The 12,851-nt window shown below is 59.4% G+C and carries 11 protein-coding genes; 4 read left to right on the plus strand and 7 right to left on the minus strand.

Features of this window, described 5'->3' with window-relative positions:
• Positions 1-20 precede the first annotated feature (20 nt).
• The gene (locus tag QO231_RS10180) at positions 21-1,199 is read left to right on the plus strand and encodes a YcaO-like family protein (protein ID WP_316775750.1); all 1,179 of its coding nucleotides are present in this window, start codon (positions 21-23) and stop codon (positions 1,197-1,199) included.
• Positions 1,200-1,252: 53 nt separating this feature from the next.
• Here QO231_RS10180 and QO231_RS10185 read toward each other — a convergent pair whose 3' ends face one another.
• From QO231_RS10185 to QO231_RS10210, 6 genes are all read right to left on the minus strand, one after another.
• Positions 1,253-2,578: a UDP-glucose dehydrogenase family protein gene (locus QO231_RS10185; RefSeq protein WP_316775752.1), complete on the minus strand. Its 1,326-nt coding sequence runs from the start codon at positions 2,576-2,578 to the stop codon at positions 1,253-1,255.
• A 75-nt stretch (positions 2,579-2,653) separates the two neighbouring features.
• Positions 2,654-3,982 carry an NAD(P)/FAD-dependent oxidoreductase gene (locus tag QO231_RS10190; RefSeq protein ID WP_316775754.1) on the minus strand — a complete coding sequence of 443 codons (1,329 nt, stop codon included), beginning with the start codon at positions 3,980-3,982 and terminating at the stop codon, positions 2,654-2,656.
• Complete coding sequence (locus QO231_RS10195) at positions 3,979-4,797, minus strand: ABC transporter permease (RefSeq protein WP_316775756.1); 819 nt, start codon at positions 4,795-4,797, stop codon at positions 3,979-3,981. The genes QO231_RS10190 and QO231_RS10195 overlap by 4 nt, the downstream gene beginning before the upstream one ends.
• On the minus strand, positions 4,794-5,675 hold the full coding sequence (locus QO231_RS10200; protein WP_316775758.1) for an ABC transporter permease subunit: 882 nt from the start codon (positions 5,673-5,675) through the stop codon (positions 4,794-4,796). Before QO231_RS10200 ends, QO231_RS10195 begins: the two co-directional genes overlap by 4 nt.
• The gene (locus tag QO231_RS10205; protein WP_316775760.1) at positions 5,675-6,802 is read right to left on the minus strand and encodes an ABC transporter ATP-binding protein; all 1,128 of its coding nucleotides are present in this window, start codon (positions 6,800-6,802) and stop codon (positions 5,675-5,677) included. Before QO231_RS10205 ends, QO231_RS10200 begins: the two co-directional genes overlap by 1 nt.
• Before the next feature lie 65 nt (positions 6,803-6,867).
• Complete coding sequence (locus QO231_RS10210) at positions 6,868-7,953, minus strand: polyamine ABC transporter substrate-binding protein (protein WP_316775762.1); 1,086 nt, start codon at positions 7,951-7,953, stop codon at positions 6,868-6,870.
• Between the two features lie 88 nt (positions 7,954-8,041).
• Between QO231_RS10210 and QO231_RS10215 the strand changes: the two genes are divergently transcribed.
• Both QO231_RS10215 and QO231_RS10220 read left to right on the plus strand, forming a co-directional pair.
• On the plus strand, positions 8,042-8,779 hold the full coding sequence (locus QO231_RS10215) for a GntR family transcriptional regulator (RefSeq protein WP_316775763.1): 738 nt from the start codon (positions 8,042-8,044) through the stop codon (positions 8,777-8,779).
• Positions 8,780-8,843: 64 nt separating this feature from the next.
• A complete protein-coding gene (locus QO231_RS10220) occupies positions 8,844-10,241 on the plus strand; it encodes an aspartate aminotransferase family protein (RefSeq protein WP_316775766.1) in 1,398 nt (465 codons plus the stop codon).
• On the opposite strand, the gene argE is transcribed toward QO231_RS10220, so the two are convergent.
• On the minus strand, positions 10,238-11,416 hold the full coding sequence (gene argE, locus QO231_RS10225; protein ID WP_316775768.1) for an acetylornithine deacetylase: 1,179 nt from the start codon (positions 11,414-11,416) through the stop codon (positions 10,238-10,240). The genes QO231_RS10220 and argE overlap by 4 nt on opposite strands.
• Before the next feature lie 287 nt (positions 11,417-11,703).
• On the opposite strand from argE, the gene QO231_RS10230 reads away from it, so the two are divergent.
• On the plus strand, positions 11,704-12,804 hold the full coding sequence (locus QO231_RS10230) for an ABC transporter ATP-binding protein (protein ID WP_316775770.1): 1,101 nt from the start codon (positions 11,704-11,706) through the stop codon (positions 12,802-12,804).
• The last annotated feature ends 47 nt before the right edge of the window (positions 12,805-12,851 follow it).

Here is a 12,851-nt window from a genome sequence, read left to right on the forward strand (position 1 = left end):
ATCTAGCACGGACGGGCAATTTGAACTACTGTGAATTGATTGACCATTTCGATCTCATATCCGTCACACGCGAGGGCGATCCCTGCCATTTCGCCTTTTGTGTACCCAATCAACGGGCCTATGCGCGCTGGCCCGATTTCCCGCGTGCGGCTCGCCCTGACTCTGGTCGCGCAGCTGCAGGCCGCGGCGTCGATGCCGCACAATGCGAAGCGAGCGCATTGGGCGAGGCCATCGAATTGGCCTGCACCTGTGAATGGGGCGACGAAGCACTGATCATGGCCACGCTGGACGAACTCGGGTCCGCCGCGGTTTCGCCGGACGCTCTCAATGGTTTCTCGTCCCGGCAATTGGCAGAACGCGAGACATGGAATGTCTCGCCATTCGCCGCGCTGGACTGGCGCCCTCGCCCTCTCGATGCGTCGCGCCCCACCCAATGGCTGAGCGCGACACGCACGTCCGGAGAAACCTGTCTTGTCCCTGCAGACTTTGTTCTTGTCGGGCGCAGGGAGCCGGGCGATCAGGACGCCGTGTCGATTGCAACCACCTCTGGATGTGCCTCGGGCGCGACACCCGAATCCGCGAAACAACGCGCGCTTCTTGAGCTGATCGAACGCGACGCGGTTGGACAGTGGTGGTACCAGCACATCCCCCGGCCTGACAGTCCTCTTGGGTCACTGGACTTGCCGGCGACGGTTTCGCGGTACTTGGAGGAACGGGCCCGACAGACGATGGTGCTCGATCTAACGACTGAACTGGGCGTGCCGGTGATGGCCGCTCTTTCCTGCCGGCCTGATGGCAAGGCATTGGCCCTCGGGTTCGGTTGCGATCTGAGCCGCGCGCGGGCCGGTTGTTCTGCGATTGTTGAGATGTTTCAAACCGAAATCGGGCTTGGCCAGCGCGCTCAACGGGATGATCCGCTGCTTGGTATCTGGATGCGCGAAGCCACGCGCGACAACCTGGCGATTCTGGGTGCAGCGATGACTCCACCGCCCCAACAGCCGGTCGATCTCAACGACGTCGTCGCGCGTTTGGCGCGGCATGGCAAGAACTGTGCGTTTGTCGATCTTTCCCGTGCGGATTTCGGAAAACATGTCTTTCGGGCCATCGTGCCGGAAATGTGGTCCGACAAACCTCGCTTTGCCGGTTTCGAACGCTCGGGACTCACTGCACCACGCAACAGTCTGCCGCTCCTCGTCTGAATCGCGTGGGCCGCACGGTGTTCCGCATTGCGAAGAACGATGTGTGCGTCAGGTCACTCCGATTGCGAGAAATCTGCGCGCCCGACCGAGACATAGCGCTTGAAACCAGCGCGCTTTGCATCCTGTGCGGAGTAGATGTTTCGCAGATCCGCCATCGCGGCAAAACTCATATGTTTGGCGATCCGCTTCAGATCCAGCGCCCGGAATTCGTTCCATTCCGTCAGGATCACGACGGCGTCGGCGTTTCGCGCGGCCTTGTAGGCATCCTCGATCCAATGGACCCCAGGCAGGAGGTCTTCGCCTTCGCGCCGACCGTGCGGGTCCACCACCCGCAGTTTTGCCCCGGCGCCGATCAAGGCCGGCACCACCGTCAGTGCAGGTGCCTCGCGCATGTCATCGGTGTTCGGCTTGAACGTCACGCCAAGCACAGCGATGGTCTTGCCCGCGACGACTCCGTCCAGCAGATCAACAATCTTGCCAACCATGCGCCGGCGCAGTTCATCGTTAACCTTGATCACGGTTTCGGTGATCTGCATCGGCAGGCCATGATCCTGCCCGATCCGCGCGAGCGCCTTGGTATCCTTGGGAAAACAAGAGCCACCAAAACCGGGGCCCGCATGCAGGAACTTTGCCCCGATGCGACCATCCAGTCCCATGCCCTGGCTCACGTGCTTGATATCTGCGCCGGTTCTCTCGCAGAGCGCGGCAATCTCGTTGATGAACGTGATTTTGGTCGCCAGAAACGCGTTCGCCGCGTATTTGATCATTTCAGCGCTTTCCAGATCGGTCGTCAGGATCGGAAAATCGCGCAGGTAAAGGGGCCGATACACCTCGGCCATGACCTCGGCCGCGCGGTCATGCTGAACACCAACCACAACGCGATCTGGCCGCATGAAATCATCGATCGCGGCCCCTTCGCGCAAGAATTCCGGGTTCGACGCGACGTCAAACTCGGCATTCGGGTTCGCCTTGGCGATGGTTTGCTTGACCTGTCGATTGGTGCCCAACGGCACGGTTGATTTCGTCACAACCACCGCATAGCCGGTCAATGCGGCGGCAATTTCCTTTGCCGCGTCCATGACATAGCGCAGATCGGCGTGGCCGTCCCCGCGTCGCGTGGGTGTTCCGACCGCAATAAAGACCGCCGCGGCCCCGTCGATCGCACCAGCGAGGTCATCTGTAAAAAACAGACGCCCGGCCGCGACGTTCTTGGCCATGAGTTCGGCCAGACCCGGCTCGTAAATCGGAACTTCACCCTGGTTCAGCATCGCGACCTTGTCAGGCTCCCTGTCAACGCAGACGACCTCATGGCCAAAGTCAGACAGGCAGACCCCTGAGACCAGCCCGACATATCCCGTTCCGACCATCGCAATTTTCATGGGCTTTGCCTCACACAACTTTCGTGCGGGTCATGGAGGCTATGCGCAGTGCTGTCAACAAACTGCGTCGCCATGTCAGAGATCTCGGAGAGCGTAGTAGAAATAGGCCGCTGGAATCAAAAGGCGTCGCAACACGCCCGGTGGAAACCTGGGGGGCGACATGGTCATCGCCCTGGAGTACGGCAGGTCCGGTTTCCTCGACAGTGCCAGATCGGCAAGCAGCCGGCCGGAGTAACTCCCCATTGCGACGCCGTTCCCGTGATAGGCAAAGCCGGCATAGAGGCCGGGTTGCTCGGACACCGGGCCAACGAAAGGCACGCGGCGGCGAGACAGGCAGACAAGGCCGGACCATTGATTCAGCGAGGGCACATCGCGCCACGCCGGAAACATCTGTTCGAAATCTCGCCGATTCCGTTTCCGCGCCCGCGCTTCGGCCGCTGGCGACGACAACACCCCGCCGCGCAAACCGAACAGGAACCGCCGATCCGGCATCAGGCGGAAATAGTGGAGCAAATTGCGGGTATCATAGGCCATCTGATCGCTGTGCCAGCCCTGCGCCGCGATCTCTGCATCGGTAAGGGGGCGCGTCACCGTCACGTTCGATTGGCTGGGCAGGTAACGCCCTGCCATCCATCCCGGAATATCTTCGCTGGAATAGCCGTTGGTCGCGATGACCACCGTGTCGGCTGTAACGCTCCCGGCCGGGCTGTCGATCTGCCACTTCAAGCCATCACGCCGAATAGCGGTTGCCGGGCTCTGCTGGAATAACTGCGCACCCCGCGCAATGGCCGCATCCGCCAATCCAAAAAGGTATTTGCGCGGGTTCAGCGCAAAGCCGACCGGGATCGTCAAGGCCCCGTGAAACGGCCCGTTCATGCAATGGCGCGCAAGATCGGCGGCCTCGATCAGCATCGGCTCCGGTTCGCCTTTGCGCGCCATCTCCTCGGCATCGCGTTTCATCCGTTCCATGTCGCGCGGGCGATGGGCCAGCATGGTTTCGCCGTTCGAATGGCGATCCGCATCGATGTTCAGACGGTCAAGTAACTGATCGACAAGATCAACAGCTGCACGTTCCGACAACCAGTAGTCTCGCGCGGCCTCTTGCCCGAACGCACGCGTCAGGGCGGCATTCGACGTTTTCGCGCCGCCAAGACAGCAGAAGCCGCCATTGCGCCCCGACGCGCCCCAGCCGGGCGTTTGCGCCTCGAGCATGGCAACGCGACAGCCGCGCTCCGCGAGATGGAATGCGGCCGACATGCCGGTAAAGCCACCGCCAACGATCGCGACATCGGCCTCTATGCCATGATCCAGCTTTGGCCAATCCGGCGCGGCGACGGTTTCATCCCACCAACACCCGGCCCTTGGTCCAGGGCCATAGGCAAACGCGGGAAAGACTCGCTTCATTGCGCGCGAACGGCCTGCTGTTCTTCTTTCCTTTGCCGCATCAGGCTTTGCTTGGACACCAGCGAAGCGGCAATGACCCCGACCGTCACAATCCCGATCATCAAGGTCGAAAGCGCGTTGATCTCGGGGCTGACCCCCAACCGGACGGCCGAGAAGATCTTGATCGGAAGAGTTGTCGCCGAAGGCCCGGAGGTGAATGAGGCGATAACCAGATCGTCGAGCGACAGGGTAAACGCAAGGAGCCAGCCGGATATGACCGCCGGTGCGATGATGGGCAGGGTAACCAGCCGGAACGCCTCGGCTGGCGAGCAGCCAAGATCAAGCGCAGCCTCTTCCAAAGACCGGTCAAACGTGACCAAGCGCGAGGAAACGACCACCGAGACATAACACATGGAAAACGTTGTATGCGCCAAGACGATGGTCAGAACGCCGCGATCCAGCCCGATCCCGATGAACAGCAGCAGGAGCGACAGGCCGGTGATCACTTCGGGCATCACAAGCGGCGCGTAGATCATGCCCGAGAACAATGTTCGTCCGAGAAAGCGACCGCCCCGGACGAGCACATAGGCCGCCATCGTGCCGAGGACCGTCGCCAGCGTCGAAGACATCACCGCAACCTTCAGCGTCACCCAGGCCGCGTCCAGAAACGCCTCGTTCTGCATGAGTTCGCCGTACCACTTGGTCGAGAACCCGGCCCAGACGGTGACCAGTTTGCTTTCGTTGAAGCTGAAGATCACGAGGATGACCATCGGAAGGTAGAGAAACACAAAGCCAAGCGTGAGCGAAACCACGTTGAACCAGCTGAGGCGCATCATGTCTCCGCCTCCGCCTGTTTCTGCTGGTTGCGCTGGAACAGCACGATCGGAACCACGAGGATCAGCAAGAGAACCACCGCGACCGCAGAGGCCACGGGCCAGTCGCGGTTGGAGAAGAACTCTTCCCACAAGACCTTGCCGATCATCAGCGTACCCGACCCACCCAAGAGCGATGGGATCACGAATTCACCGAGTGCCGGGATAAACACCAGAAAACACCCTGCGATGATCCCGTTGCGCGACAAGGGGATTGTCACCAACCAGAACGCCGACATGCGGGAACAGCCAAGGTCCTCGGCCGCCTCGATCAGCGAGCCATCCATCCGGTCAAGCGCCGCATAGATTGGCAGGATCATGAACGGCAAATAGGTGTAAACGATGCCGACATACACCGCATAGTTCGTGTTCAGGATCGTCAACGGCTGATCGATGATCCCGATCCAGAGCAGGAACTGGTTGAGAAACCCTTCGTTGCTGAGAATACCCATCCACGCATAGACCCGGATCAGGAAACTGGTCCAGAACGGCAGGATGACCAGCATCATCAGGGTCGGGCGCCATTCTTCGGGCGCGCGGGCCATGCCATAAGCCATTGGATAGCCGATCAGCAGTGTCAGAACCGTCGAAATCACCGCGATCAGCATGCTGCTGAGGTAGGCTTTCCAATACAAGTCGTCTTCGGTCAGCCAGACAAAATTCTCAAAATCCAGCTGGCTGAAAAACGTGCCAATCCCCTCTGCCCAATCCAACGTCGGCGTATAGGGTGGGATCGCCAGCGCCGTGTCGGACAGCGAGATTTTCAGGACAATGACAAACGGCACCAAAAACAGCAGCAAGAGCCACAGATACGGAATCCCGATCAGGGTAAACCGGCGCATTATTCGGCCAGCATGACGCCAGCCGTTGCTGTCCACGACAGCCAGACCGGGTCTTCCCAGGTGATATTGCGCCGCGCGATCCGCCGGGTGTTGGCCGTCTGCGCCTTGATGATCGTGCCGGTGGGCAATTCGACGTGATAGGTCGAAAGATTGCCCAGATAGGCGATGTCGAGCACGTTGCCCTGCACCACATTGTCGGCCCCGTCCGGTTTTTGGGTGGTGATCGTCACTTTTTCCGGACGGATCGCCAGATGACATGTCTGGCCATCCGAGAACGGCTTTTCAGAGGTTGCACTCAGGGGCGGCAAGCTGTCCGACCATCGAATGCTGTACCGATCGTCGCCAGCGGCGGTTGTTTGACCTTCGATGATGTTCACGTCGCCGATAAAATCCGCGACATAGACGCTGTTTGGCGTTTCATAGATGCGCGCCGGGGTTTCCACCTGGATGAGCCGGCCTTCGTCCATCACGGCGACCCGGCTGGCCACGGTCATCGCCTCTTCCTGGTCATGGGTCACGATGACAAAGGTGGTGCCGGTGGTTTCCTGAATATCCATCAACTCAAACTGCGTGTCCTGCCGCAGCTTCTTGTCGAGCGCGCCCAAGGGTTCATCCAGCAGCAACAGTTTCGGGGCCTTTGCCAGCGACCGCGCAAGCGCCACCCGCTGGCGCTGGCCGCCGGATATCTGATGCGGCTGGCGACGTGCGAATTTTTCCAGCCGGGTCAGTTTCAGCATCTCTTCAACGCGGCGATCAATCTCTTCCTTTGATTTCCTGTCGCGGCGCAGCCCGAATGCGATGTTGTCCCAGATCGAAAGATGCGGAAACAACGCATAGGACTGAAACATCATGTTCACCGCCCGCTTGTTCGGTGGCACCGGGCCGATATCCTGCCCTGCCAGTTCGATCCGGCCTTCGGTCGGAGTCTCGAACCCGCCCAGCATCCGCATCATCGTGGTCTTGCCGCAACCCGATGGACCCAGCAGCGCAAAGAACTCCTGCTCGTAGATATCCAGCGACAGATCGTCGATGGCGACAAAGTCGCCAAAACGCTTGGTCACATTCTGAAAGCGGATCAGTGGTTTCTGCTGCGGATCGTTCCACGGCGCAAATTCGACAGCTTGCAAGGTTGGCCCCCGGATCGAGATTTCACAAAAAGGCGGGTCCGTTGACCCGCCTTGCTGATATCGGTTCAGGTGCCCGATTTGATCTTGGTCCAGAGGCGTGTGACCACGCGCTGAACCTTGGCCGGATATGGCCGGGTGGTGAACAGGTTGTCCAACGTCGCTTCATCCGGGTAAATCGCCGGGTCTTCGATCACGTCCTCGATCAGATAGTCCTGCGATGCCTTGTTGCCGTTCGCGTAGTATACATAGTTCGACGCGGCGGCCATGTTCTCTGCATCCATGATGAAGTTCAGAAAGACATGCGCGGCGTCCGGGTTCGGCGCGTCCACCGGAATCGCCATCTGGTCGAACCACATCTGTGCGCCTTCCCTGGCAGCGTGATAGGTGATCTCGACCCCGTTGTCTGCCTCGGCAGCCCGGTCGCGGGATTGCAGGATATCACCCGACCAACCGACCGCGACGCAGATGTCACCATTGGCCAGCGCGTTGATGTATTCAGAGCTGTGGAACTTCTGGATGTAGGGCCGAACCGGCATGAACGCCTCTTCGGCGCGCTTGATCACGTCGGGGTCGTGGCTGTCGGGGTCCTCGCCCAGGTATTTCAGAGCCATCGGGATCATTTCAGAGGGCGCGTCCAGAAAATGCACGCCACATTCAGACAGCTTTTCCATGTTCTCTGCATTGAAGACCAATTCCAGCGAATCGATCGGAGCGTCCTCGCCCAGCAATTCCCTGACCTTGCCGACATTCACGCCGATCCCGGTTGTGCCCCACATGTAGTTGATCGAATAGGCGTTCTCGGGGTCGTATTGTTCGGTTCGCTGCGACACCACATCCCACATGTTCTCAAGATTGGGAAGTTTCGCAGGATCGAGTTTCTGAAACGCACCGGCCGTGATCTGACGCTGCAGGAACGTGCCGGAGGGTACGACAACGTCATATCCCGAGCCACCGGCCAGCATCTTGGTTTCGAGAACCTCGTTGCTGTCAAAGACGTCATAGATCAGATCGAGACCGGTCTCTTCCTCGAACTTGGTCAAAAGATCCTCGTCGATATAGTCGGACCAGTTGTAAACCCGGACTTCGTCGGCCATCGCGGCAGCGCCGCCGAATGCCAGAATCGCTGTGAGTGTCAGCGCTCGCTTGTACATGAATTTCTCCCCTTGATTGCCGGATTTGTCTCCGGCTTGCGATATTTGATCAAGTTTTGGCTTCTTTGGCAATCACAGATATGCTTTCATGCTCGGGCGCATGGTGCAAGAAAGCTGGGCGGTAAAAGGGATCGGGCGGGTGGCAAGGGTGAATAAGGCAGCAGAGCGCACGACGTCCGGGCCTGTCCAAACACCGGCGCATGAGGTGGTCTATCAACAATTGCGCGAACAGATCCTGTTCGGGGAAATGGCACCGGGCCAGGCCGTCACCATTCAGGGGCTGACGACATCGCTCGGAGCAGGCATGACGCCTGTTCGCGAAGCGATCCGCAGATTGATCTCTGACGGCGCGCTCGTCTTTCAGGGAAACCGCCGGGTCAGCGTTCCAATATTGAACAGCGAAGACGCAGAACAGATCATATACCTCAGAAAAACAATAGAAAAAGAGCTGGCAAGACGCGCGGCGCTACGTGTCAAAGACACGGACATCGATCGGTTGACCGAGATCGACAACGCCTTGGACCATGCCATCGCAATTGGGGATGTCAGTGGCTACCTGCAAGGCAATTACCAGTTCCACACGACCCTATATGCCCATGCGAATGCCCCGGTTCTGGCCGAGATCGCGGATCGGTTGTGGCTCCGCTTTGGGCCATCACTGCGGGTGGTATGCGGACGGTTGGGCACCCAGAGTCTTCCGGATCGGCATAAGGAAATTCTGACGGCACTCCGCGAAGGTCATGCCGATGTAGCGGCGCACGCGCTCGTCCAGGATGTCGAGCAGGGTATGGAGCTGGTCGCCGCAGTGCTGGCCGAGGAAAACTGATTCGATTGACAGTGCAGAATTTGATCATATTTTGATCCCGAACCCTGACTCCGGAGTCTGTGCCATGTCCGCCATCACGAACCACCTGCCCACCGCCGAGCTACAGGCGCTCGACGCAGCGCATCACATGCATCCGTTCACCACCGGCAACGAATTGGCGGAAAAGGGTGCGCGCGTCATCATGCGGGCCAAAGGCGTGACGCTGACCGACAGCGAAGGCAATGAGATCCTCGATGGGATGGCCGGTCTCTGGTGTGTCAACATCGGCTATGGGCGCGAAGAACTGGCCGAAGTGGCAGCGCGCCAAATCCGCGAGCTGCCATTTTACAACACCTTCTTTCAGACCACCCATGTGCCGGCCATCGCTCTGGCCAGCAAGCTGGCCGAGCTTGCGCCGGGTGATCTGAACCATGTCTTCTTTGCCGGGTCCGGCTCCGAGGCGAACGACACCAATATCCGCATGGTGCGCACCTATTGGGCGATGAAGGGCAAGCCATCGAAATCGATCATCATCAGCCGCAAGAACGCCTATCACGGTTCGTCAATGGGCAGCGGCAGCCTTGGTGGAATGACCTATATGCACGCGCAGGGCGGAATGCCGATACCCGACATTCACCATATCAACCAGCCACATTGGTGGGCCGAAGGTGGCGACAGCACGCCCGCAGAGTTCGGCCTTGCCCGCGCCCGAGAACTGGAAACAGCCATTGGGGAACTGGGCGAAGACCGCGTCGCCGCGTTCATTGCCGAACCGATCCAGGGTGCCGGCGGCGTGATCATCCCGCCGGAAACCTATTGGCCCGAAATCCAGCGTATCTGTGACAAATACGAAATCCTGCTGATCGCGGACGAGGTAATCTGTGGTTTTGGACGAACCGGCAACTGGTTCGGCAGCCAGACGCTCGGCATCCGCCCGGATATCATGACCATCGCCAAGGGGCTGAGTTCCGGCTATGCGCCGATTGGCGGCTCTATCGTCAGCGACGAGGTGGCCGGGGTCATCGGGAGCGGTGAATTCAACCACGGTTACACCTATTCTGGCCATCCCGTTGCCTCTGCCGTGGCGCTGGAAAACCTGCGCATTCTCGAAGAGGAAAATGTCATCGATCACGTCCGTGATGTCGCAGGGCCGTACATGAAGGAAAAATGGCAAGCACTGGCAGATCATCCGCTGGTCGGCGAGGCGCGGATTGTCGGGCTGATGGGATCGATCGCATTGACACCGCACAAGGAAAGCCGGGCAAAATTTGCAAGCGACGAGGGGACCGTGGGGCTGATTTGCCGGGAGCGGTGCTTTGCCAATAACCTTGTGATGCGCCACGTCGGCGACAGGATGGTGATGTCGCCGCCGCTGGTCATCCAGCCGACCGAGATCGACACCATGATCGATCGGGCCGGGCGGGCATTGGATGAATGTTATGCCGAGGTCAAATCGCAGGGTCTTTTCAAGGCTGCGTCCTAGTCAGACCCGTCCAACAACGCCGAGGAACGGCCCAGCCGCTCGAGCATGTCGAGGCATGTGCCAAGCTGCTCCATGCTCACGTATTCATCCGGCTTGTGGGCCAGGTCAATTGATCCGGGGCCACAAACCGTGACCGACATGCCCATTTGCTGAAACAGCCCTGCCTCCGTGCCGAATGCCACCACATCGGCCCCGTTTGCACCCAGCAGCGAAGCGACCAGATCCCGCGCTGCGTTTTCTTCCATCACCTCAAGCCCGCTGACCTCGCCAATGACGTCGGTCACAATATCTGCGCTCGGGCTGACCGCACGCATCATCGGGAGCAGGTCGCGGTCGATCACGCTCTGCATCGCCGATTTCACAAACTCCGCATCGCCGTTCTGTACCGGGCGCATTTCCCATTCCACCTCGGCCTTGCCCGCGATCACGTTATGCGCGACGCCACCTGCGATACGTCCGACATTGATCGTGGTCCAGGGTGGTTCAAACCGGCCACCCTCGGGCGCGCGCATCATCAGTTCTCCGCGCAACCGCATCAGTTCGGTCACATACCGGACCGCATATTCCGCAGCATTGACGCCGCGATGCGGGGATGACCCATGTCCCTCCAGCCCAGTGAAATTCACGGTGTATTCGCAACAGCCCTTGTGTCCCTCGATCACCCGCATGTCGGTGGGCTCGCCGATAATCGCCATCGCGGGCCGAATGCCGCGTTCTTGCAGAATCGGGACAAGCGCCCGCGCGCCAAGGCAGCCGACCTCTTCATCGTAGGTAAAGGCATAGTGGATCGGGCGGCGCAGCGGCTGTTTCGCAAATTCGGGCGCCAGCACCGTCGCCGCGGCGATGAATCCCTTCATGTCACAGGTGCCGCGACCGAACAGATTCCCATCGGCCTTGCGCATCTCAAAGGGATCGCTGCACCAATCCTGATCGGCCACGGGGACAACATCTGTATGGCCGGACAAGACGATCCCCCCATGCACATCCGGACCAAGTGTCGCGAAAAGGTTGGCCTTCTTTCCGTCCCCGGTTTCAAACAGTTCGACCCGTGCGCCCGCATCCTCTAGCCGCGCAGCCAGGTCAGCAACCATCAGTCGATTGCTGTCCGCAGAAACAGTGGGGTAGGAGACCAGTCTTTCCAGAAAGCCGGCTGTGTCCTCGAGATGTTGGTTCATGAGCGTAAGAGCAAGGACAATGGCGTCATTGTAGCCGCCGTGCTGCAGAGGTCAGTCATGATCATGTGCTCCGGTCAGGGTATCAGCCTATCCAAACAGATATGAACAGTAAGTCAATTTGCCGGGCAAATCTCGTTCCAGAGCCCCTATTGTCGCCGCCTCAACGATGGTCTGTGAAACCAAACCGGCATTCTTGGGAGATATGGTTGCATAGCGGGCACTCTCTGTGCTTAACTTTCCGGACCAAAACAGCAGATATAACTGCGGGAAGTCCAAGGGGAGCCGAATTGGCTGATACACAAACGTCTGACGCGTTCGTCGAGTTTGACCGCGTCCAAAAGAGCTATGATGGCGAAAACCTTGTTGTCAAAGATCTGAACCTGATCATGCCAAAGGGCGAGTTCCTGACGATGCTCGGGCCCTCGGGGTCGGGAAAAACCACCTGCCTCATGATGCTCGCCGGTTTCGAAACCGCCACGCACGGCGACATTCGTCTGGACGGTGTGTCGATCAACAACATTCCACCGCACAAGCGTGGCATCGGCATGGTGTTTCAGAACTATGCACTGTTTCCGCACATGACTGTTGCCGAGAACCTCAGCTTTCCGCTGGAAGTGCGCAAGTTGGGCAAGTCGGAGCGCGAACAAAAGGTCAAGCGGGCGCTGGACATGGTGCAGATGGGGGCCTTTGGCGGCCGTCGCCCCGCGCAGCTTTCCGGTGGTCAGCAGCAGCGGATCGCACTGGCCCGCGCCTTGGTGTTCGAAGCCGAACTGGTCTTGATGGACGAACCGCTGGGCGCGCTGGACAAGCAGTTGCGCGAGCACATGCAGTTCGAGATCAAGCGGATTGCCGACAATCTGGGAATCACCGTGGTTTATGTGACACATGACCAGACCGAGGCGCTGACCATGTCCGATCGGGTCGCGGTGTTCGAAGACGGTCGCATTCAGCAGCTTGCTCCGCCTGACAAGCTCTATGAAGAGCCTGAGAACAGTTTCGTTGCGCAGTTCATCGGCGAAAACAACACGCTTGAGGGCGTGGTCAAGGAAATCAACGGCGATGTCGCAATCGTGCGTCTCGATGATGGCGAGTTGATTGACTGCAAGCCGGTCAATGTCACCCAGCCGGGCGAGCGGACCCGCGTCTCGATCCGCCCCGAACGTGTGGAATACAACAAGGAACGTCTTCAGGAAGGCGTTCATACTCTCAAGGCCGAGGTCATGGAGTTCATCTATATGGGTGATATCTTCCGGACCCGCCTCAAAGTTGCCGGGAATGATGAATTCATCATCAAAACCCGGAACGCGCCGGACCAGGTCCGGCTGCAACCGGGCACCCAGATCGAAATCGGCTGGATGCCCCGGGATTGTCGTGCGCTTGACGCGTAGCGGACAGAAACGTCGGTCCGGATATCCGGTCGATGAACGCGGGGGAC

Origin of the sequence: Sedimentitalea todarodis, assembly GCF_032595355.1 — a bacterium.
In the GTDB taxonomy this organism is placed as follows: Bacteria; Pseudomonadota; Alphaproteobacteria; order Rhodobacterales; family Rhodobacteraceae; genus Sedimentitalea; species Sedimentitalea todarodis.

What these genes read in the sequence shown, in the direction of transcription:
- QO231_RS10185 (WP_316775752.1), bottom strand. Translation starts at nt 2,578, where the DNA reads ATGAAAATTGCGATGGTCGGAACGGGATATGTCGGGCTGGTCTCAGGG.
- argE (WP_316775768.1), bottom strand. Translation starts at nt 11,416, where the DNA reads ATGAACCAACATCTCGAGGACACAGCCGGCTTTCTGGAAAGACTGGTC.
- QO231_RS10200 (WP_316775758.1), bottom strand. Translation starts at nt 5,675, where the DNA reads ATGCGCCGGTTTACCCTGATCGGGATTCCGTATCTGTGGCTCTTGCTG.
- QO231_RS10195 (WP_316775756.1), bottom strand. Translation starts at nt 4,797, where the DNA reads ATGATGCGCCTCAGCTGGTTCAACGTGGTTTCGCTCACGCTTGGCTTT.
- QO231_RS10210 (WP_316775762.1), bottom strand. Translation starts at nt 7,953, where the DNA reads ATGTACAAGCGAGCGCTGACACTCACAGCGATTCTGGCATTCGGCGGC.
- QO231_RS10215 (WP_316775763.1), top strand. Translation starts at nt 8,042, where the DNA reads ATGCTCGGGCGCATGGTGCAAGAAAGCTGGGCGGTAAAAGGGATCGGG.
- QO231_RS10190 (WP_316775754.1), bottom strand. Translation starts at nt 3,982, where the DNA reads ATGAAGCGAGTCTTTCCCGCGTTTGCCTATGGCCCTGGACCAAGGGCC.
- QO231_RS10220 (WP_316775766.1), top strand. Translation starts at nt 8,844, where the DNA reads ATGTCCGCCATCACGAACCACCTGCCCACCGCCGAGCTACAGGCGCTC.